Origin of the sequence: Polynucleobacter sp. IMCC 29146 (genome assembly GCF_021395195.1) — a bacterium.
Classification (GTDB): Bacteria; Pseudomonadota; Gammaproteobacteria; order Burkholderiales; family Burkholderiaceae; genus Polynucleobacter.
On the sequence record NZ_JAJVCR010000007.1, the window covers coordinates 1 to 21,977 of the forward strand.

24 protein-coding genes are annotated in these 21,977 nt (G+C 44.7%); 4 read left to right on the forward strand and 20 right to left on the reverse strand.

The annotated features are described in order from the left end of the window. Positions 1–255: 255 nt before the first annotated feature. A complete protein-coding gene (locus LZT22_RS09120; RefSeq protein WP_233924837.1) occupies positions 256–1,446 on the forward strand; it encodes an MFS transporter in 1,191 nt (396 codons plus the stop codon). On the opposite strand, the gene LZT22_RS09125 is transcribed toward LZT22_RS09120, so the two are convergent. The 15 genes from LZT22_RS09125 to LZT22_RS09195 all read right to left on the reverse strand — a co-directional run bounded on the left by LZT22_RS09125 (position 1,443) and on the right by LZT22_RS09195 (position 15,887). Beyond that, on the reverse strand, positions 1,443–2,312 hold the full coding sequence (locus LZT22_RS09125; RefSeq protein WP_233924838.1) for a tetratricopeptide repeat protein: 870 nt from the start codon (positions 2,310–2,312) through the stop codon (positions 1,443–1,445). The genes LZT22_RS09120 and LZT22_RS09125 overlap by 4 nt on opposite strands. Positions 2,313–2,397: 85 nt before the next feature. Next, entirely contained in the window at positions 2,398–3,162 is a 765-nt protein-coding gene (locus tag LZT22_RS09130; RefSeq protein ID WP_233924839.1) for a VOC family protein, read from the reverse strand. A gap of 74 nt (positions 3,163–3,236) precedes the next feature. Continuing rightward, positions 3,237–4,064: a substrate-binding domain-containing protein gene (locus LZT22_RS09135; protein ID WP_233924840.1), complete on the reverse strand. Its 828-nt coding sequence runs from the start codon at positions 4,062–4,064 to the stop codon at positions 3,237–3,239. Between the two features lie 65 nt (positions 4,065–4,129). Further along, positions 4,130–5,155, reverse strand: coding sequence for a DUF6352 family protein (locus tag LZT22_RS09140; protein ID WP_233924841.1), 1,026 nt, complete (start codon positions 5,153–5,155; stop codon positions 4,130–4,132). An 87-nt stretch (positions 5,156–5,242) separates the two neighbouring features. After that, the gene (locus tag LZT22_RS09145; protein WP_233924842.1) at positions 5,243–5,542 is read right to left on the reverse strand and encodes a hypothetical protein; all 300 of its coding nucleotides are present in this window, start codon (positions 5,540–5,542) and stop codon (positions 5,243–5,245) included. A 3-nt stretch (positions 5,543–5,545) separates the two neighbouring features. After that, complete coding sequence (locus tag LZT22_RS09150; protein ID WP_233924843.1) at positions 5,546–6,625, reverse strand: formate dehydrogenase subunit gamma; 1,080 nt, start codon at positions 6,623–6,625, stop codon at positions 5,546–5,548. 25 nt (positions 6,626–6,650) lie between these two features. After that, positions 6,651–6,884 (reverse strand): hypothetical protein, encoded by a 234-nt coding sequence (locus tag LZT22_RS09155; RefSeq protein ID WP_233924844.1) that lies wholly within the window; start codon positions 6,882–6,884, stop codon positions 6,651–6,653. Beyond that, complete coding sequence (fdh3B, locus tag LZT22_RS09160) at positions 6,881–7,543, reverse strand: formate dehydrogenase FDH3 subunit beta (protein WP_233924845.1); 663 nt, start codon at positions 7,541–7,543, stop codon at positions 6,881–6,883. The genes LZT22_RS09155 and fdh3B overlap by 4 nt, the downstream gene beginning before the upstream one ends. Before the next feature lie 36 nt (positions 7,544–7,579). Further along, positions 7,580–10,564, reverse strand: a complete 2,985-nt coding sequence (locus LZT22_RS09165) for a formate dehydrogenase subunit alpha (RefSeq protein ID WP_233924846.1) — start codon at positions 10,562–10,564, stop codon at positions 7,580–7,582. Positions 10,565–10,616: 52 nt separating this feature from the next. Then, positions 10,617–10,847 (reverse strand): formate dehydrogenase, encoded by a 231-nt coding sequence (locus LZT22_RS09170; RefSeq protein ID WP_233924847.1) that lies wholly within the window; start codon positions 10,845–10,847, stop codon positions 10,617–10,619. 114 nt (positions 10,848–10,961) lie between these two features. Then, the gene (locus tag LZT22_RS09175) at positions 10,962–11,561 is read right to left on the reverse strand and encodes a molecular chaperone (RefSeq protein WP_233924993.1); all 600 of its coding nucleotides are present in this window, start codon (positions 11,559–11,561) and stop codon (positions 10,962–10,964) included. Between the two features lie 53 nt (positions 11,562–11,614). Then, complete coding sequence (locus LZT22_RS09180; protein WP_233924848.1) at positions 11,615–13,720, reverse strand: 4Fe-4S binding protein; 2,106 nt, start codon at positions 13,718–13,720, stop codon at positions 11,615–11,617. A gap of 9 nt (positions 13,721–13,729) precedes the next feature. Further along, on the reverse strand, positions 13,730–14,311 hold the full coding sequence (locus LZT22_RS09185) for a DUF3306 domain-containing protein (RefSeq protein ID WP_233924849.1): 582 nt from the start codon (positions 14,309–14,311) through the stop codon (positions 13,730–13,732). After that, entirely contained in the window at positions 14,311–14,853 is a 543-nt protein-coding gene (locus LZT22_RS09190; RefSeq protein ID WP_233924850.1) for a DUF3305 domain-containing protein, read from the reverse strand. Before LZT22_RS09190 ends, LZT22_RS09185 begins: the two co-directional genes overlap by 1 nt. A gap of 44 nt (positions 14,854–14,897) precedes the next feature. Further along, a complete protein-coding gene (locus LZT22_RS09195; protein WP_370634823.1) occupies positions 14,898–15,887 on the reverse strand; it encodes a Bug family tripartite tricarboxylate transporter substrate binding protein in 990 nt (329 codons plus the stop codon). A gap of 111 nt (positions 15,888–15,998) precedes the next feature. Between LZT22_RS09195 and LZT22_RS09200 the strand changes: the two genes are divergently transcribed. Together LZT22_RS09200 and LZT22_RS09205 are read left to right on the forward strand one after the other, a co-directional pair. After that, positions 15,999–16,385, forward strand: coding sequence for a cytochrome c5 family protein (locus LZT22_RS09200; protein ID WP_233924851.1), 387 nt, complete (start codon positions 15,999–16,001; stop codon positions 16,383–16,385). Positions 16,386–16,397: 12 nt separating this feature from the next. Continuing rightward, on the forward strand, positions 16,398–17,072 hold the full coding sequence (locus LZT22_RS09205; protein WP_233924852.1) for an alpha/beta hydrolase: 675 nt from the start codon (positions 16,398–16,400) through the stop codon (positions 17,070–17,072). Positions 17,073–17,090: 18 nt separating this feature from the next. Here the strand turns inward: LZT22_RS09205 and LZT22_RS09210 are convergent, their stop codons facing one another. After that, positions 17,091–17,321 (reverse strand): hypothetical protein, encoded by a 231-nt coding sequence (locus LZT22_RS09210; RefSeq protein WP_233924853.1) that lies wholly within the window; start codon positions 17,319–17,321, stop codon positions 17,091–17,093. A gap of 124 nt (positions 17,322–17,445) precedes the next feature. Between LZT22_RS09210 and LZT22_RS09215 the strand changes: the two genes are divergently transcribed. Further along, positions 17,446–18,033 (forward strand): histidine phosphatase family protein, encoded by a 588-nt coding sequence (locus LZT22_RS09215; protein WP_233924854.1) that lies wholly within the window; start codon positions 17,446–17,448, stop codon positions 18,031–18,033. 12 nt (positions 18,034–18,045) lie between these two features. Here the strand turns inward: LZT22_RS09215 and LZT22_RS09220 are convergent, their stop codons facing one another. From LZT22_RS09220 to LZT22_RS09235, 4 genes are all read right to left on the reverse strand, one after another. Beyond that, positions 18,046–18,849: a hypothetical protein gene (locus tag LZT22_RS09220; protein WP_233924855.1), complete on the reverse strand. Its 804-nt coding sequence runs from the start codon at positions 18,847–18,849 to the stop codon at positions 18,046–18,048. A 62-nt stretch (positions 18,850–18,911) separates the two neighbouring features. Further along, a complete protein-coding gene (locus LZT22_RS09225; protein ID WP_233924857.1) occupies positions 18,912–21,011 on the reverse strand; it encodes a TonB-dependent receptor in 2,100 nt (699 codons plus the stop codon). Positions 21,012–21,091: 80 nt separating this feature from the next. After that, positions 21,092–21,472 (reverse strand): hypothetical protein, encoded by a 381-nt coding sequence (locus LZT22_RS09230; RefSeq protein WP_233924859.1) that lies wholly within the window; start codon positions 21,470–21,472, stop codon positions 21,092–21,094. Between the two features lie 44 nt (positions 21,473–21,516). Further along, complete coding sequence (locus tag LZT22_RS09235; RefSeq protein ID WP_233924861.1) at positions 21,517–21,966, reverse strand: tetratricopeptide repeat protein; 450 nt, start codon at positions 21,964–21,966, stop codon at positions 21,517–21,519. Positions 21,967–21,977 lie beyond the last annotated feature (11 nt).

Genomic DNA, 21,977 nt, shown 5'->3' on the forward strand with positions numbered 1-21,977 from the left:
AATCTGATATCGTTCTTCTTGGCTAAGGTGTTGATAGGTCATGGCTACTTTGACTTGCTGGTCTAGAAGCTATGGATACTAAGATATCCTTAGCCACTAGGCTTAGTTGTTCAAAGTTGCACTTCGTGTTTGAATCCACCATTAATAAAAATCGGTTACATTCTTAGTTATGCAAAAACCACAGACAATAACAATTAAAGAATGGGGACCTCAGAATAATCTGCATTTTATAGGGGTTTATAGGTCACAATTCGCATGAAGGCGCACGCGACTCTGCTCAATAAAAACTTAGTTTTACTAATTATTTGCCAAGGGCTTTTCTTAACCAATAATGTTACTTTTATTGCTATTAATGGCTTGGTTGGTCTCAGCTTAAGCCCATCAGCTTGGATGGCCACTTTGCCGATTATGGGCTATGTCGTTGGCGGTGCACTCTCCACCTCTATCGTGGCCAAAACTCAACATCAATTTGGGCGACGTCGCTCCTTTCAATTAGGTTTATTGATTGCGATTATTTCAGCCCTGATTTGTGCCTACGCCGCAATTTCTAGTAATTTCTGGTTACTCATTGCAGGCACCTTTGTGGCGGGGTATTACAGTGCCAATGGGCAGTTGTATCGTTTTGCGGCCGTGGAGTTAACTGTTGCAAGCTTACGCGATAAAGCGGTATCGTGGGTTTTAGCGGGGGGTATATTGGGTGCCGTAGTGGGCCCAAATTTAGCCTCATGGACTAAAAATAGTTTTTCTGTGCCTTTTTTAGGCGCCTATATAACGCTTGCCATTGCAGGTACGGTGGGTATTTTAGTGATGCAATTTATTCACTTTCCTGGTGAATTGAAATCGCAGCAACCCCTTTCCGCTGGTCGTAGCTTGAAAACTATTTTGTTACAACCCGTATTTTTAGTTGCTACTATTGGCGCCTCACTTGGCTATGGTGTAATGAACTTACTAATGGCAGCTACACCGTTAGCGATGCAAATTTGTGGCTTACCGTTTACTGATACCGCCCTCGTTTTAGAGTGGCATGTAATTGGTATGTTTGCCCCAGGTTTTTTTACTGGCTCTCTCATTCAACGCTTTGGCGCCATCAAAATAATGGGGGTTGGAGTAATACTCAATTTAATCTGTATCGCTATTGCCTCGACTGGCACCGACCTACACCAATTTTTATTAGCGCTTTTCATACTCGGAGTAGGTTGGAATTTTTTATTCACCGGCTCTACCACCTTAGCGATGACCGCTTACCGTCCCGAGGAAAAAGATAAAGCCCAAGCAGCAATCAACTTTTTTGTCTTCGGCACAATGGCTTTTACATCCTTCGGCTCGGGAGCAATGGTCACCACTCAGGGCTGGGAACTCTTAAATCTGGGATCTCTCATTCCTGTAATGGTGACTGGGTTGGCCTTAATTTGGCTCAGAGTAAAAAAATTAACTCCCCAGCCTTAAACGTCATCCATAAAACTACCGCCTCCACCACTATCGTCCCAATCTGAATTACCTGCGTTACCCGAGTCTTCCCAGGTGCTAACGTCGCGCACGCCAAAATCGGTATTATCTCGCCCTGCTTGAGCTGGCTGGATATTGCCAGAGGAATCCCGATTACCATGTTCGCCACCCATTAAATGACTAGCTAAAGCCTGCCCAGCGACCATGCCAGCCCCTAAGGCTGCCCCAGTTGCTAAACTGCCCATGAGGCCAGAACCCCCAAAGCCAGTGCTTGGTGCGCCAGCGGGGCCATTAGGGTTGCCAGGGCCTCCCGGACCATTAGGTCCTTGCCCACCAGGGGGGTTTGGTGCCAAACCGCTCTGCGGGCCATTACCTAATGCCGCCGCATTTGCTTGTTCGCGCTTTCTTTGCTTCATGAAATAAATCAAGCCGCCAACTAAAACCACGATTAATAGCCAAAAAATCGGGCTACTAAAGATCGAGGCAGACGCCCCCGCATTACCCCCTAAATTCGTACCTGAAACCTTTGCTCCAGACGCCAATTGCGTTCGCAGCTTTTGGACTGAGTCAACCTGCGCAAAAGGCAAACCAGGGGCAAGTATCTCGGCTCGAGCAAGTTCCGCACGACCTTCATCCAAACGCCCCTCTTTCAGCCTTAATTCAGCCAAGATAAAGTGCGCTTTAGCGCTATTGGGGTGAGTTTGTAATACGCCCTTCATCATGGCATCTGCTTGTGCGTACTGCCCTGCCTCAATCTTTTGATAAACCTCATGCAAACTGGGCTCATTCGCGAGCGCAAATACACTGCTGCTGAAAATTAAAGCGGCCAACAGGCTGGCAACCAAGGGAAGTTGGGTTAAGCGCATACGAGTTCCTTTTCTTCAATCGGAGAATAAGTTAAAAAATACTCCTTTTTAATGAAATTAGAAATACCCTAAATTTAATAGGGATTTACTGCTTAATAGGGGTAGCGCGCAGCATGACTTGGTTTATGCGTAACTCCGCTGGCTGACCCTGCTGCACCAAGACAAAGTCAATAATTTGTGCGACCTGCATCTTTTCCTGGTGCTCAATTTTCAAGACACAATTGGGCAAAAGAAGTTGCAGCGGCCCTAATTCTTGACTGGCGGAATTGAATGCATCTGCTTGATTATCTAACTTCTCTAGTTGCAAGAGTTTTTTTAAACTAGACAAAGTTTTCCGAGGATTTGCTGAGCCTAAGGTAATACTTTGCAAATGGTTGAATAGATTCGGATGTTGTTGATCAGTATTGACCCAAACAAAATCGGGGGTCAAGTGCTCACAAAAATAAATCCGTAAGCCTGCAATCGGCTGTTGAGAAAACCGTACTGTCTTAAAAAAGGCCTGCTTGATCTCATTGCCAACCTGCGCAGGTCGCGATAAATCTTGTACTGCATTTGGCACAAAGCCTGCTTCATTAAGTGACTTAAAACAAGCTGCGGCATTGTTGGTACGAAATACTAAGGCATCTAGACCAAACGCTAAATTCGCAATTTCTGCGCGTTGAGGTAGCGTTCCCGCCTCCCAACCCAAGATCTCTAAATAGGTCGAATCCAGCACAATTAACTGGTTTGATGAACCTAAATTGTGAGTAGACTTCGCGCTGAGATGAAAGCCAAGATCACTAAATTGCTTGGCAACCAAACTCATTTGGTCTCTTGCCATTATGACTAAATGGTCAAATTCATACTGCATAGGGGGCTCTTTTTGCCGTTCGAGTCCTTAATACTAAATCAATGCCACTAAACCTCCTAGACGGCTAAATTGAATTATCTTCCCGCATTGGGAAAAAATAATTGCTGACCCCCAATTTTATAAGCAGCAATTGCATCCTGGCCTGGTTTGGAAATGAGCCAATCGATAAAGGCTTGACCCTCGGCTTTTTTCACTTGGGGATATTTCATGGGATTAACTAGCATGACACCATATTGATTAAATAAACTAGGGTCGCCTTCAATCAAAATATCTAAATCGCCCCGATTTTTGAATGACAACCATGTGCCACGATCAGCCAAGATATAACCATTCATCGCGGAAGCCGTATTTAATGCTGGGCCCATCCCAGAGCCCGTTTCTTTATACCAATTCAGATTCGAATTAACTGCAATGCCAGCATCTTTCCAATAGCGTAACTCTGCTGCATGCGTACCACTTTTATCGCCACGAGAAACGAAGGGGGCTTTGGCCTCAGCAATTTTTTGAAAAGCAACTTTAATATCCTTGCCGCCAGCAATTTTTGCGGGGTCGCTCTTAGGGCCAATCAAAATAAAATCGTTGTACATCACTTCATAGCGTTTGGTAGAAAATCCTTCATCGATAAATTTTATTTCAGCTGGTTTATCGTGAACAAATACCACATCAGCATCACCGCGACGGCCAATATCAAGTGCCTGCCCAGTCCCAACTGCAACAATTTTTACCTGGATGCCAGACTGCTTTTGAAAAATCGGCAAAATAGATCCAAATAAACCCGATTGCTCTGTTGACGTCGTTGACGATACAAGGATGCTTTTATCCTGTGCAAAGCTGGGATTTACAAAAAGGGTTGCACTCCAAATGGCAGCTATAAGATAACGATAGAGATTACATTTACTCATACAAATTAAGTCTACCCTATTACTGAACAATTAGGGCTCAAAACGACTTTACTGGATTTAAATACTTAAGAAACTGGTGCAAGCGGGAGATTAAATAACAGATTCTGGGGTTTGAGCTTGAGAAGCTTGTCGTGATTCATGGCCATACCCAAATAAACGGGTTTGCCAGTTAACTCAGGAAGAGCCACATTAGGACTGATAAAATCTAAACGAAATAAACAAATTAACCGAGCAATACTATTCGCCTCCACCATGTCTTTGTTATAGAGTGCATTTAAGATTTCAGTAGAAGCAGCATCTAAGCCAACATGCCAGACCCACTGTGGATCATTAATTGCTGCTAAAGGGGTAATCTTAACCTCGATACCTAAAAAGTGATTAAGCCATTGGGCAAGTAATTTACTGAAATGCTCAACAGCCGTTTGCCCAAAATTTAACGGTATTGCAAAATCATAATTACTATCTCGCGTCCAATACAAATCGACATTATCTTCGTGCAATACATCTAGATCGATCGATTTCATTGCTACAGTCGTTTGTTTGAGTAAATCAACAATATTGGCAAACTCTGGGGCCTGGGCATTGCGCTCTATGGTTTCGTGATCAGCACTCATCACCAAGCCGTCTTCTAATACGGTCATTTTTTGCGACCGAAAAAATAATTCCGCTACCCTAGCATCCATCGCGCTTGGCTTGTCACCCAAAATATGCCGCATAAAAATTTGGACTAGTTGATTAACAAATAAAGGCGGTACATCTACCCCATCGCCAGCAAATAAGCCTAAATAAAACGATTCTAATGACGATGCAGTAAGTAATTTAGTGCGATAACGTAACCAAATACGATAATTTTCTTGAATATCACTATCCATCATTTCAGCTATCTCAGTCTCGCTAACAGCGGCGCGAGGATTTTGCGTTAAGCGCTGATGGAGCAACTTTTCTACGGCACAAGATTCAAGCACTAAATTCAGTTCATCCCGAAGTAAATAGGTACGTAAAAAATCATCGGTCACCAATAATTGATTATCTGCACTAACTTGCAAGGTTTTATAGGCACACTGCGGCCAGTAATTTATTGGTGCATTCACTTCAATGGTCTCGAGCAGAAAGCGCTAAGCATAAAGCATGTCCTGCCAACCTGATGGTAGCAGGGGAATCTATCAGGGGGGAACTGGCTATTTCTTAGTTGGGGCAGCAGCAGGTGCGGCAGGTGCTGCAGCAGAAACTGCAGTGGGCGGTACAAAAGGCGGCACTTCAGCACAAGCTGCGGGTGCTGGGGTTCCAGCAACTTTAAATCGATTCGCTAAGGTATTTTGCACCATACACAGCTTGAATGCGCCAACTTTATCACCATAAGCGGTCTTCGCTTTTGCTAAATCAGCTGCTGCTTGTTGCTCTGGCGTTAAGGGTGGGAGCATGGCCAACACCGTGCTGGCGCTGAAGGCACAAATGACGAATGCAATGATTTTTTTCATAGCTCAACCTTTATTTAAATCGTTGTACCAAATTTCATGATGCTCTTTAGCCCAAGTAGCATCAACATAACCTGTTTTCATACCATCGATAGAACCCTGCATGCCAATGGTGCCAATATAGATATGACCAAAGGCCATAGCGGTCATGAGCAAAGCAGCGGTACTATGAATAATGTCGGCAATTTGCATCGTGCCGCGCCAATATTCAATCGCAATAAACGGCACAATCATATCTAAGACCCAGCCCGAAGCCGATACGGTGAGCCCCAGAATAACCATCCCGAACCAAAACCAGATTTTTTCACCGCAATTAAAGAATCCCGCAGGGATATGTTTTCCTGAAAGCATGCCACCGAAACCAGTTAGCCATGCCATATCCCCTTTTTCAGGGATATTTTTACGCACGAACAAGAAGAAGAAAATGACGATGCTAAGCGTAAATAATGGGCCACTAAAGTTATGGATATTTTTACATACTAATAAAAATAATCCGTAGGTCACACCGCCCATGAGAGGCATCACAAAATATTTACCATACAAAATCATTAAACCAGTAAAAGCGAGGCCCACAAAACTAAATGCCATGGTCCAATGAATAATTCGATCGAGCAAACTAAAGCGCTTAATTTTGCGTCCCGACATGGGTTCATGCAGCTTAATTGAGCCCTTGAGAATAAACATTGCGAGGATGCCACCCAACGCTAATGCTAAAAGCCATGCGCCATAAACGGTAATGACACCGTTACGAATTAAGCGCCACTGTTGTCCAGATTTTTGAATCAAAACGCCCGCTTGTTTATCGGGAATACTCACATAATTAACCGCATCGCTATTGGCAGTATTCCAAATCGGTGCATTATTGCCCGGTTGATTCTGGTTGGCCTTACGCTCTGCTTCAATCGTGGCATTTGGCGCACGGCCTACATCCATAATATTGGCTGACTCTACTTTCGGTAAGGCGGCAGGAGCGGGAGTTGCTGCTGGCGCAGTCGGCTGAGCGATGCTAGTTCCAGCAAGCAGGGCAAGGCAAAAGCCTGCTGGAAGCAACCAGGAACGAAAAGAAGCGCTTACGGTTTGATTCATGCAAAATCCTTCACGGCATTGATCATTACTTAATACGGCTGTATTCAGTTTGATTTTGATTACGCTTATTGATTTCTTGTGTCCAGCTCACCTGATTACCTGGAGTCCAGCCTTTTGCCATAAAGCCATCATTGGCGCCCATATAAGGCGCAACATCAGGTCGCTTTGATGCTTTGAAGCCCTGCTCTTCATCTTTACATGCACTCAATAAGCCTAGCGCTAAACATACCAATAAGCCTGCTTTAAGAATTGCTTTCATGACTTACCTCCTTGCGGTCCGGGGGGTGCTTTAGTAGGCGCAGGCGGGGCTTCGCCTGGCTTGCCATATGCGGTAGTCCAACCAAACACGTTCGCACCAGCATTCTTTCCGTTAGTTTGCCGTTTAACCACACGGGCACGGAAGATATCGGCGATCACATCTCCATCTCCACCAATTAAAGCCTTGGTTGAACACATTTCAGCGCAAATGGGTAACTTGCCTTCTGCCAAACGATTACGACCATACTTCTCAAATTCAGCCACGCTACCATTGGCCTCTGGACCACCGCTGCAGAAGGTGCATTTATCCATTTTGCCGCGCATGCCAAACAAACCTGAAGTGGGAAATTGAGGCGCGCCAAACGGGCAAGCATACGAGCAATAACCACAGCCAATACAAATATCTTTATCGTGCAATACGACACCTTCATCGGTACGATAAAAACAGTCGACTGGGCAGACTGCCATACAAGGCGCATCTGAACAATGCATACAGGCAACGGAAATGGATTTTTCAGCGCCAATTACGCCATCATTAATCGTTACAACCCGCCGACGATTTACGCCCCAAGGTACTTCGTTTTCATTCTTACAGGCCGTAACGCAACCGTTGCATTCAATGCACCGTTCTGCGTCACAAATAAACTTCATTCTTGCCATGAGATTCTCCTGAATTTAGCTCGTTAATTTAGGTGCTTAGGCAAATTTTTCAATTTGGCACATCGTGGTTTTCGTTTCTTGCATCATCGTTACGCTGTCGTAGCCGTAGGTCGTTGCTGTATTCACCGCTTCACCTAAAACAACGGGACAGGCTCCGGTTGGATAGTATTCGCGCAGATTCTTGCCTTCCCACCATCCAGCAAAATGGAAAGGTACGAAAGCAGTATCTGGCCCAACTCGCTCAGTAACCATCGCCCGCACTTTAATTTTGGCTCCAGTGGGTGATTTAACCCAAACATAATCCCAATTTTTTATCCCCCGCCGAGCTGCAGCACCTGGATTTATTTCTACATAATTTTCTTGCTGTAGTTCTGCTAACCACGGGTTGGAGCGCGTTTCATCGCCACCGCCCTCATATTCAACAAGGCGTCCTGAAGTTAAAATGATCGGGAATTTTTCATACAACTTCTCGTTCAAATTCTGCTGCTGAACTGTTAGGAACAGAGTTGGTAAACGCCAGAAATTTTTCTTGTCGGCCGAAGTGGGATACTTGATCATCATATCGGGACGCGTACTGTACAACGCTTCACGATGCTGCGGAATTGGATCTGGAAAATTCCACACCACAGCCCGCGCTTTAGCGTTACCGAATGGATGGCAACCATTTTTCATCACGACCCGCTGGATACCTCCAGATAAGTCGGTCTTCCAATTTTTGCCTTCAGCTAATTTTTGCTCTTCTGGCGTCAATTGACTCCACCAGCCCAATTTCTTCACAAAAGCAGCATCAAATTCAGGGTAGCCAGTAGTAATGGCAGAACCTTTGGAACAAGAACCATCTTCAGCCAATAGTGTTTTACCGTCTTTTTCTACCCCAAAGTTCGCACGGAAATTACCGCCGCCTTCCATCACGCTCTTGCTGGTGTCATATAGATTAGGCGAGCCCGGGTGTTTAATTGCCGCAGTACCGTAGCAAGGCCATGGCAAACCAAAGTAATCACCAGTCGTATCGTAACCACTAACTGGGTCTTTGCCGCCGCGTGATTTTAAGGTCTTCGGATCAAACACATTCATCATGCGCATGTGTGCTTTAAGGCGCTCAGGCGTTTGTCCCGTATAACCAATGGTCCAAACAGAACGATTAATTTCGCCCAAAATAGATTCAGGTTCAGGTTCACGCCACGATTTTCCCGCGTACTTCGAATCGAGCATTTTGTAGTTCACCGACAGCTCTTTACCAAACCCAAGGCGATCAGCAAAAGCTTGCATGATGACGTGATCAGGTACCGACTCAAATAAAGGATCGATGACTTTTTCCCGCCATTGAATCGAACGATTCGAGGCAGTTACAGAACCTTTGGTTTCGAACTGCGTGGTGGCCGGCAACAAATACACTGCCCGATCTTTATTCACTTGGCCGCCTGCAGCAGGTGGCATAGCAGCCATCGCCGCCGTTGCACTAGGATAGGGGTCGACTACCACCAATAACTCTAACTTATCCATTGCCTTTTTCATATCTAGGCCACGAGATTGCGAGTTCGGTGCATGACCCCAATAGAACACCCCTTTAACATTGGTAGCTTGATCAACCATGTCGCTTTTTTCCAGTACCGCATCAATCCAGCGGGAAACTGTCGTACCTGATTTTTCCATCATATCGGGCGCATAGCGGCCCTTAATCCAGTCATAATCCACACCCCACACGGTGGCGTAGTGCTTCCAAGAGCCAGCTGCTAAGCCATAGTAACCAGGCAATGAATCTGGATTTGGCCCCACATCAGTAGCGCCCTGCACATTATCGTGACCACGGAAAATATTTGCTCCGCCGCCCGATCTACCAATGTTGCCTAGGGCCAATTGCAAAATACAAGAAGCCCGAACCATCGCATTTCCAATAGTGTGTTGGGTTTGACCCATGCACCAAACAATTGTGCTGGGGCGATTCTTCGCCATGGTTTCAGCAACTTTATAAACTTCCGCTTCAGGAACACCACAGGCTGCTTCAACATTGGCAGGCGTCCATTTTTCCATCACATCTTTACGCACATCATCCATGCCGTAAACGCGATCGTTAATATATTTTTTATCTTCCCAGCCATTATTAAAGACGTGATACAAGACGCCAAATAAGAAAGGGATATCGGTTCCTGAGCGGATCCGCACATACTGATCTGACTTAGCTGCAGTGCGGGTATACCGTGGATCAACCACCATTAATTTGCAACCGTTTTCTTTAGCATGCAACATGCTCAACATCGACACGGGATGTGCCTCTGCGGCATTTGAGCCAATATAGAGTGCAGCTTTCGAATTCATCATGTCGTTATAGCTATTGGTCATAGCACCATAGCCCCAGGTATTGGCTACCCCGGCAACCGTAGTCGAGTGACAAATACGTGCTTGGTGATCGGTGTTATTGGTACCAAAGAATGAAACCCACTTACGCATTAAATAAGCTTGCTCATTATTGTGCTTAGATGAGCCAATAAAAAACAAAGAATCAGGAGTAGATTTAGTGCGCAACGCTTTCATCTTGGCGGTAATTTCATCAAGCGCTTGATCCCAAGAAATCTTTTGGTACTTGCCATCAACCAATTTCATTGGCGAGCGTAAACGGTAGTCGCCGTGGCCATGTTCACGTAAAGCAGCACCTTTTGCGCAATAAGAACCCAAGTTTATCGGCGAATCAAATACTGAATCCTGTCGAACCCAAACCCCATTTTCAACTGTTGCATCGACCGCGCAACCCACTGAGCAATGGGTACAAACGGTTCGCTTTACTTCAATCTTGCCGGCTTTGCCATCCAACATCGCCTTAGTTTCAACGGCATTCGCTTTTTGTAACAAGTTCAATTGTGAGACAGCTAGACCTGCGCCTACACCAATTCCTGAGCGCCGTAAAAAAGTTCGGCGATCCATAGTTGGCACAGCCGCTTTTAAACCCCGCGCCAAACTACCAATTAAATGTGTTGGGGTTTTGGAATTACTGCCAGAAGAAGATGTTTTACGAACCAGGCTCATGTGCTACTCCAGAAAGAATTCTTAAAGATTAATTATGTAAAGATTTAAATTCTTATATTAAAGTTGTTTCATAGTACTTTTTAATATGAGCCGACAACTGGTAGCCATCAGCCTGGGGTGCAATCGCACTGCCGACCTCTTGAATCACAGCTTGCCCTAAAGGTGTTTGCGACGCAACTGCTACAGCACCTGCGGCCACTCCTGCTGTCAGAAAAAAGGTTCTGCGCGATGGTTTGGTCGTGGGCTTCACAGCATCAGCAACGAAAGTCGATTTATTTGTCATAGATTGTCCAATCTAATGTAAATGCAAAATTGAATATTACGAGTTGAGTGTAATACGAATCAACCTTTAGTGCGCGGTTAGCTACAGCTAGTGTTAACCCTAGTTATTGTTCAATCACACCATATCAAAGCTTTGCGCCTCAATGGCAAAAAATTCGCGGATCAGTTGTGCAACTGGTAAGTAGAAATGGGTATCAGGCGCATTTTCTATTGCATCGCAACAATCCTCGTACCAACTACGCATATAGTTATTAAAGAATATTTTTTGATTCGTTAGGTTAGAAACTGCCGCATCATCACCAGCGATCAAATAGCGCATTACTTCGCATAAGGCGGCAAGATGATCTTCTGTCTCAGAAACACTTTCAGCAGCTTCTAAGCCAAAAGTCTGCAGAGCTCTGCGGATCTCGACTAAGGGCTTTTCATTTAAATGGCCAGCCATAAAATATGAGCCATTCAGAAATACATTGGGCCGACCCACCCCCACAAAATTCGCATCGTATTCTTTACGCCATTCATCTGCTTGACTATTTTTGGCGAGCGTTACTAAATTTCGCCAGGCGCTTGCTAAAACTGTGGCGTCATTGGTTTCGGGTAATGATGAGGCAATACGCTCTAATAAATCTTGGCTGGGGGGCTGATGCAGCAAGGCAGCCAATAAACCATATAGGTCAGCACGGGCCAAGTCTTCTGCTAAGCCAATCTCTCCCACCATTGCTGGTGATGCCTCTACTTGATCTAATTCGGGTTTTGGAGGATCTTGGCTCATCAAACATCTTTCATCATATCGACCACCCTACAGTCACTACACATTTTTAGGCGATTCTGGGCGGCTCCAGAAAAAGCTTCATGGGTTCCTAGTCGACCCAACATGAGCTCTACCATTTTTAAGGTGCCAAAAGCCTTGCCGCAACTAATGCAATGGTAAGGCAGGGTTTCATTCAGGATAACCTTTTGCTTGCGTTGTTCCACACTCAATAAGCGTGGCACTAATTGCAAGGCATTTTCGGGACAAGTTTGAACGCACAAACCGCATTGCACACATTGCTTTTCTAAAAAGGATAACTTTGGTTCATCGGGGTTATCTAATAGTGCACCTTCAGGACAGCTACCTACACAGGACATACACAAAGTGCAGGCCGCTTGATCAATAGCAAGGCCACCGAATAATGAAGGGGTAGGCAAAACTGCGCCCTCGGTCGGTAGCGAGGTTTTAGCTTGCTTCTCGAAATAAGTCAGTACAGCCTCTAATGTTTCGCGCTTTTGATTGGCCAAGCCAAATGAGGCTGGTGCGCCTAAAGTAGGTAAAGCGCCGCGTTTGCGGAGGATGCCGAGCGCTTTACTGACGGTTTCTAAATCATCGTCGGAATGCGCCTCAATCATACTTATCCGAGTTTCAGAAGAATTGAGATTTAAACCATAGGCTTGCAAAACAGCATTGCCTAATGCAACTTGCTGGGCGAGCGCCTGACGATAAGCCGGATCTTCATTCCCAGTTAAGAGAAGCTTGACCTCAGCAAAGCCAAAACTCAAAGCACCCAACCATAGTTCGATCCCAGTTGAGGCAATATTTTCAAGGCCTAAAGGCAAGACAAAACTGGGGAGGCCTTCATAATTCTTAGCCTGTAAATGGGCGGCACGACCCAAACTCTCGATGAGTTGCAGGCCTTCAGTGTGACTATGTAAAAGTAAGGTAGGTGCGCTGGCAGCTAAATTTGTTCGGGCGATTTCGTTAGCATAGGTTTTGCTTAACGCCTTTAGTTGCAAGCCCTGATGCGAAACGCTCGGATAGTTGTAACGCATCGCACCCGATGGGCAAACTGTGGAACAAGCCCCGCAACCCATGCATAAATTGGGATTAACCGCTACTTGACCTTGCCCATTTTTAAAGACCGACTGAATCGCCGCAGTTGAACACACATCGATACACGCAGAACACCCGGTAAGCCCATTACGACCATGTGCGCAAATTTTTTCGTTGTAAACAAAATATTTTGGTTTTTCAAACTCACCAACCAAACCCAATAACTTCGAGGCAGCTAAAGCTTGCTCAAACGGGTCGACACCTGGTGCCAAATAGCCTTGTGGCGTTTGGCTCATCGGCATTCCAGTGTTGGCGCGTAAATCCATAATTAAATCGAACTCGCCACTACGCAAAGTGTCGGGTCGATCAAACTGAATTGCACCAATGCCTGCACAGGCAGTAACACAAGCACGATGCGATTGACAGCGCGCCAAATTAATTTGGAAAGAAGCATCAATTGCATCCTCGGGACACGCGGTCACGCAAGCGCCACAGCGCGTACACATTTCAGGATCAATGGGATTGATTAAATTCCACTCAACCGTAAATTGCCCTAAAAAACCCGCTAAGCTCGATACCACTCCGCTATAAATTGGAAAATCGCGATTCAATGGAAGTGCCCCTGCTTCAGTAGCTAAAACACTAATATCGAGTGCTGCGCCTAATTTCTCAGCCCATGGCAAAGCTTGGTGTGCAGGGCCAATAATCAGTAAGCGCCCTTGACTTTCAAAGTTAACTACGGGAACTGGATCGGCCTGTGGCACCTCAGCCAAAGCCAATAAAGCTAAGATTTTAGGGGTGGATTTTTTTGCTTCTTGAGTCCAGCCCGCTAGCTCACGAATATTGACAAAACGCAGGGGCGCGCCTAAGGGCTTAGCCGATTGCTCTGCCAACTCACTAAATAAAGCGCGTTCTTGCGTACAGGCCACAATGATCGGCTCAGGCTCGCCAAGTGCTGTCAAAAATTGACCGACTTCTTGACGACATAAAGAGGTATGCACTGCAAGACCTAGTGCTTTCGCATCAAGGGGCATGGTTCGGTTGCAATCACAAACGAATAACTTGGTCATGGTTTACTTTTAGGTTTTTAATTGGGGATCAAGCGGTGGTTTGCTTGACTTAATCTCAGTAACTTCGGTCTTAGGCTCTGGCGGCAAAATATGCGTCACCTCATTAGACTCCCTAGACTCCCGATCAAGCGCCTCCAATGCCATTTTTTCTTTGGTGTCTTCAGTGGCTTGGTCCTGAGCGTCTTCTTCGGCCTTAAAGAGATTTAGCATCTTTGATTGCACCAAACGTCGCAGCATTTCAGGTGGAATAGGGTCTGGCTTGGAATAGTCATCAATATAAATATCTAAACCATCCATGATGTTATAGCGGGGGTCAGAAAATAATTTCTTCAGAGCAGCACGCTTAACATCAGGATCAACCCCACTTTGCATAAAGACCGAAAAATCATCTTGATGATTAAGCTTCGCAACATCGTCTAATGTCAACTGGGGTAGTACTTCGCTTGTCGTTGCTGACTGCTGCGCCGGGAGTTTGTTGGACTTTGCGCTCTCAGCCAAATTGGCGGGGGTTTCAGCGACCGGCTTCACTTCATTCGGTAATTCCTGTCCAGCCTTGCGTTGCGACCAGCGATTTAAAAAACCATCTGCCATTATTCCTCCGCTGGGCGCACTGCGCCCTTGAAAGAAGCCGGTTTTTGGCGCCGCTTCGGCTCAGGTCGATATTTTTCATCGACATACTCCGTAAGCCAAGTAATTTGTTCAGCACTCATGGGTATATTGTCAACCGTTTCACCCCCATCCAATAAACGGGCTGCTTCGTTATAGCTAACTAAAATCCGGTGAGGAATTGCCAGCGCTTCATTAGCAATTAAAAATGTTTGCGACTGCTGAGTGATATACGCTTGCGGCTCCTCTTCTAAACGCCACATCACAAACCAACATGGGCTTTGCGCTATTACATTTAAGTAATATCCTTCTGCTTCGTCAACAAAGAGGTTTAAATTAAAGCCCGTAAAAAGCCATGATTCACCCAAATCATTGCGCTCTAAAAAGCGGCCGCTTATTTTTTGCGTACGCTCCAATGTTTCAGCTCCAAACTGACCAATGTCTGGAATCACCTCTTGAGGAAACCAGCGATGACTAACCCATTGATTGGTCATTTTTTGTTTACGCATAACAACTGCAAATTGCATCAATTTTCTCGTTTCTAGTCGACATTCATTAATTAGTTGCAACACTAATCAGGGGTAATACCTTTTTCTTTTATTACCTTAGCCCATGCGCTAGACTCTTTTGCCATATATTTAGCAAGTTCATCCCGCGACATTGGGTTGGGAGTTAAACCATGCTCTACCAGAGCGGCAGCGACCTCTTTGTCATTCAAAACTTTGACAATTTCTAAATTCCAGCGATCTAATAAAACAGTTGGCGTTTTGCTAGGCGCAACGAAAGCATACCAGTTGGTTGCATCAAAACCTGGATAACCCGACTCAGCAATAGTGGGCACATTCGGAAATAAGGGCGCCCTTTTTGCACCGGTGGTGGCCAACGCTACCAACTTACCTGTTTTAATATGTGGCGAGGCTGACGACAGTGCAGAGTAATAAGACGAAACTCGTCCAGCTAAGACGTCAACCAAAGCGGGGTTACCCCCTTTGTACGGAATATGTACTACATCGATGCCCGCTCGTAAATTAAATAATTCTCCCTGCAAATGCGATGCGGAACCATTCCCAGTTGAGGCGTACGTTAACTTGCCTGGCTCTTTTTTTGCTAAAGCCACAAATTCTTTTAGTGTAGTCACACCTAAAGAAGGTGGTACCACTAATATATTTGGAAAGCTCATTCCCATGGTTAAGGGCGCCAAATCTTTAACGGGATCGTAAGGGAGTTTCATTAAATGGGGCGCAATCGTTAACGGCCCAATCGAACCTAATAAAATCATTGAACCATCTGTTGGTCCATTCGCCACCGTAGCATGGGCAATATTACCGCCAGCGCCAGGCTTATTATCAACGACCACCGTTTGACCAATATTTTCACCCAATTTTTTAGCGATTAAGCGCGCGCCGGTGTCAGCCGCGCCACCAGCAGCAAAGCCAACCACCATGGTGACTGTTTTTTTAGGGGGAAACTCTTGCGCCTGGAGAGCTGGACTTAACAACAGCCCCATCAATGGCAATAAAGTTACCTTCAATATACGTACTAAATACGATTTTTTATTCATTTATGCTCCTTTGCGCGACTTATTCATATCTATTGCAGGCTATTTTAGGAGCTTTTGCAGAATTATTGATTCAACGATACAATTTTTTATCCCCTCTCCTTAGAAACTATGATGAAATATGTAGTAATTACCCTTGGAATACTCTCTTTAAGCGCAAATTCCTATGCGGCCAGCGGCTCTGAAACGTATCAGCAAGTGTGTTCTGCTTGTCATGCTACAGGGCTTAATAATGCACCGAAAGTTGGCGATAAAAAACAATGGGGGAAACTCATTAAAGAAGGTCAAGCAAACATCAGTGCCGATGGTTACTATGGCGTGCGAGCTATGCCTGCCCGAGGTGGCAGCCCGAATTTATCCGTCGCAGAATTTGCCGCTGCTGTAGTGCATATGGCAAATCAAGCCGGTGCAAATTGGCAAAACCCAGATGAGGCGATGCTAAAAACCATTAATGAGCGTCTGGCCAAAAAACAAGCCCAAGCCAATGCTAAAAAAACGTAAGCACTTTATTTCATGAGCGATTTATTACCTTGCATCGAAATTGAAACGGCGCCTAATCCTCAAGCTGCAGTCATATGGCTACATGGTCTCGGTGCCGATGGCAATGATTTTGCCTCAGTCGTTCCCCAGCTTGATTTAACAGGCTGCTTACCAATTCGCTTTGTATTTCCTAGTGCGCCGAGCATGCCCGTGACTATCAATGGAGGCTATGTGATGCCGGCTTGGTACGATATTGCTGCGCCCGATTTAACCCATCAACAAGATATCAAAGGTATTCAAAAATCAGCCAGCGCTATAGCTGCGTTGATTGAACGTGAAATACAAAAGGGTATTCCATCGAACAAAATAGTCCTTGCTGGGTTTTCACAAGGCTGTGCGATGGCTCTATATATTGGTTTAAGTTTTCCACAACCTCTAGCAGGCATCATAGCTCTGTCAGGTTATTTACCGCTCGCAGAAAAGTTTCTCAGCTTTAGAAATAAGGCCAATTTCAATACCCCTATTTTTATGGCGCATGGGGTTTGGGATCCAGTCGTCATTCCTAAACGGGGTGAAGATTCGCATGCTTTACTCAAACAACATAGTTACCAGGTCAATTGGCAAACCTATCCAATGGAACACTCGGTTCACCCAACTGAGCTAGCTGATATTTCTTTATTTCTACAGGAAGTACTGTCACTTGCTTAGTTCTCGTCTTATAAGCAACTAACAATTATCAGTTGGGCACGCCTTAACGCAATTTTGCCGCTTCATGGCGCAACTATTTTTTGCTACCAAATCAGTTGCTTTTTCCATGCAAAGGTTATTGTCCATATCACACTCGCGCACACACCCTTGGTCCTTATTGCCCATATCAACATTAGGCGCATAGGTGCCACAAGCACTTAAGGTAAATAGGCAGATCGCGCTAAGAAAAATAAATTTATTCAAGTACACAATAATTCCTAAATCTACTGTTAAGAGGTATTTTTATGCAGGTTTTCATTGATTAATACATTTTCTATTAAGATTCAATATTATCTATTAATTATTTCAAGCTTGTGGAGTGCTTATATCTAATATGAATAACCCTATCAGACGTAGGCTTACAGTTTTTTTTATTGGCTTACCTCTTTATTTATTTGGCGCCAGTGTTTATGCGGGGCTAAAAGAGGATCTGAATGATGGTCATCATGTGCTGTTGATACGCCACGCCGACGCTCCCGGCATCGGCGACCCGGCCGGCTATAAACTCGACCAATGCGCTACCCAACGCAATTTAGGTGAGCGCGGGCGCAAACAATCTGAACTCATTGGTGCTTGGCTGGCTAAACAAGGCATTGATAAAGCTCAGGTGTTTACTAGTCCTTGGTGCCGGTGCATTGATACCGCAAAATTACTAAAAAAAGGCGCCATCACAATTGAGGCCTCACTTGGCTCCTTTTTTGATGACATGTCTTTAGAAAAAACCCAAACTCAGGCGCTGCAAACATTCATTAAAAATAGCCTTGCTAAAAATTCGCAGACGCCCTTAATTTTAGTAACTCATCATGTCAATATTCAAGCATTTACGGGCAAGGTTGTTAATGTAGGCGATATGGTCTTAGTAAGAGTAGATAAAGCTGGGCGCTATCTCAGCCATACCCATTACCCTAGTCCGCAGCCATAATATACAGTCGAATTACATCGATTTACGGAAATGAGCAATCTCCTGATCAACTCGATCTAAATTAATCATCCCATCTCGGGGGTGCTCGATATCGAGGACCAGTGAAATTGTCGCGACCATCACAATAATGAACACGATCGTTAAAAGCCAGTCTCGCCGCTCTTCAATACCCATGATGTAACCAGCCACCAAAGAACCAACAAACGCGAGTAAAAATAATAATACCCATAAGGCTGGCGGCGGATGCATTTTCATTCCAACACGCTGGTAATCAGAGGCGTCAAACATTGCGGAAATGGTCGGCAAAATTTTTGCAGCCACTAATGTATCTGCAAAGCTTAAAGGGCTCATGGTTTTTACCGCTTTAACAGCGCCCTGCCAAATCTCGTTACCGATCTCTAAACGCTGTTGAAAGATCTTTGCCTGATCTTCTATTTCCATTGGTTTTTTATAAACCTGAAGGCGTAAATCAACATATTTTTTAAATAAAGCCCTTAACTTGGGTTGATCTTCAGCTTTTAGTAAGTCGATGGATAAATAAGCGCTACTTATAGTGCTGAGCTCATTCATGATTAAGTCTCGACGCTTATCAAACCGATCAGAAGCTCCAGAAAAAGTAATGGCAATGACCAGAGCCAACAAACCAAAAATTGCTGCCATGAACGTATCGCTAGCATTGATCTTGCTAGCATTGTATTTTGCTTTAGCTCGCCGGCCAACTTGCCAACCAATCTCCACCATTAATGCCATACCAAGAATTAAGGTAACAGCAACTAGATGATGATCAATAATATAAATTCTTAATGCTTCGTTCATTATCAATTTCAGTTTCTGGTAAGCGGATGTTTAGATACTATTTTTAGTCAAGCAAAAAAACTTTAAAAACTCGCTTTCACCCCGACCATAATACTCCGTCCAGGCTGTGGAGCATAAAGTCGCACTGGCATTGGCGTAGTGGCATAACGGATATCTTGATTTAAGAGATTTTTTAGCACCATATACGCTGTCCAATTAATTTTATTCATTTTTTCGGTATAGGAAACTCCACCGTTTAATAGGCTATAGCTTGGGGTTGGGCCAATTTCAAAGGAGGCCAGTCGAGTTTGCTGTAAACCGTAAATATAAGTAGTATTAGTCAGCCATCCGCCAGTCCGGTGCGCTAACTCTAGTCCCATGCGGGGGGCTGGTTGAAGCGGTAAATTCCCGCTAATTTGGCCGCCGCCATTAAATGTGCCATACGATACATCACCAAAAATACGTCCAGCAGCACCCTTTTGATTCCAGTTATAAGTTAGCTCACCTTCTGCGCCACGAATGGTGGCATTTGCTTGTGATGACTGCACTACTGAGAAGTTTTCATTAGAGGGGCTATACGCACCAGTATAAAAACCATAAATATAATTAGAAAACATATTTTGATAAACGCTCGCTTTACCACGTAGCAAGCCAACTGTTTTCTGAATATTTACCTCAAGATTGCGGGATGTCTCGGTTGATAAATTCGAGTTACCTACATCGAAGGTAGCAGTTGCATCGTGTGGACCATACGAGTAAAGTTCTTGTGCGCTTGGTGCTCGTTGCGATACAGTAAACGCCATTCCTAAGCCGTAGCCACCCTGGATATTCCACATGCCGCCTGCTGAATACGAAAAAAGATTAAAGTTGCGATTTTGCAGGCTAGGCGCCGTGGGATTAGGACTGCCGTTTTGACTTGTAAAATCAATATCGGTAGGAAATGTCGTCGACTGATTGGGATTTTGTGAAACTAAGTTATAGCGTGCACCCAAACTTGTTTGTAAAGCCCCAAAACGCCCTTCTTCAATCCAAAATACCGAATTTGAATTACTTTTCGTGGGCGGCACAATCGCGTAGCTATTTGACTGCAAGTCGGTAGCGTTTAAGCTTGCTCCAGTAAATTGAGCACCGACCGTACCACTCCAACCCAAAATTTCTTTATGGGCTAATTCAAATCTTGCCTCATTCGCTTTGTTGCTCCACTGGGTAAAAGCTGCGCCATTATTGTTATATTCGGTATGAAGATAATTAATATTAGCTGCATTAAATTTAAACGAGGAAAAACCCGCAAATGGATCGCGGGTTTGGTGACTAAAGTCGTAACGATTTTGAGATTGTTGAATAAAACCACCCTCACTCGTTGGCGTACCATAGTTATGATTGAGGCGCTCGACTGAAATACCAGTATATCCAGACTGCCCTACATACGATGCACCCAATCCCAAATTATTTTGGTTGCTATAAGAAAAGGGAAGTTTGCCGCTGTAAGGTACATTCACTGGCTCACCCGGATTAATTGCCCAATTTGCATTTGGGCCATTTAGTTCGGCATTGCCTGGAATACGATAGTTATTGGCATTATTCACAGCTGTATCTAAATGTAGGGCAACTGAGCCGATCGCGGTATCGAGATCCAATGAGGCGGCCTTCCCTTGATTCACGCTTTCTACACTAGTATTGATTACACCTGTCGTAGCGTCGGGTAGATTAGTGAGAATACGGTCATTCACAATATTAACTAAGCCACCGCTTGAGCCCGAACCATAGAGTAATGCTGCGGCGCCACGCAAGATTTCAATTTGCCGCGCTGTTTGAATCGGAGTTGCCACAGCATGATCAGCTGAAATATTCGAGACATCGCCAACGGATATACCATTTTGTAAAATTTGCACTCTTGGGCCGTCCAGACCGCGAATTACTGGGCGGGAGGAACCCGAACCATATCCGGTAGCTGATACACCTAATTCATTTGCTAACGTTGCCCCAAGCGTAGCGCCTAGTTTATTTTGCAGCTCATCGCCAGCCAAAATTTTTGTTGGCGTCAAAATACTTTGGCCACCCTCACGCGAGCCTGTAACGTCAACTTGAAGAGAGTTGGCATCTTGATTTTGCGCAAAAGCTACCGTACTTGAGCTCGATAGAGCCAAGGCGAAAGCCAGTTTACTTACTTTAAAATTTTTCATCCCTACCTTGATCACTCTATTGCCTAGCAATAGTCTTAAAGATGTTCGCCTAAAAAAAAGCAAACTAAATCTAAAAAGTGTTACAAGTTAAGGATAGGAGGCGCCTGAGATTGATAGGGCCAAAATGCCGTTGGCTTGGCCAGAGAAATGAAAACTGTAGCAGGTAAATTATTGTCATGCTGCTGAAGATGAAAAGTAAAGCTTGCTGTAGTAAGACAACCACCCAGCAACAAGGCATCGAATAAGTGGCAACTACTTTTTGCCTGTTCAGATTGAATTGGTCCAGCCTGTTTTGCATGTTGAAAAGCAGCGCTTATTTGCGTTTCTGCCCCCAAGCCTGAATGGGCAATGCCATGGTAAAAACCGAGCCACTGCACACCAAGCAAAGCCAGCGCCAGAAAGCCTGAGAGCAATAGGAGGCGCGTTTTGCGTTTAAGGGAAGTGACTGGGATGAGAAGCATTGCTGGCTATTTTACTTAAATGAAAGGTCTAATTCTCAATGACCCTATTTTTGGGCTTTTTTATAGCTTGCAACTGCTTCTTTTAAATCACTATATTCTTCGCAACCAAAAGTACATGCCTTATCCAGTCTCGCTAATAAACCTTCGGCGCCTGTCAAATTTTTATTGAGCAACATTAATTTTCCGTAATACTCTAAAGCGCCACGATGGGTTGGATCAATGGCCAAAGCGGCTTGATAAAATTTTTCTGCGCCAACTAAGTCAGGCGGAGTTTTCTTCCGTAAGCTATAACCCATTAAATTATTCCAATCGGCTGAAGCAGGATCATTGGCTGCCTGCAGCTGTTTAATAGCGTCATCATATTGACCCGCTTTTACTGCAATGCGAACATTAATTAGCCAGACGGGATCAAATTTAACTGGTGGGGAATCGGCAGCGAATGCTACTCCACTAAATAGCCAAAAAAAACATAAGACGATTAATCCTTTTTTCATTACATTCCTCA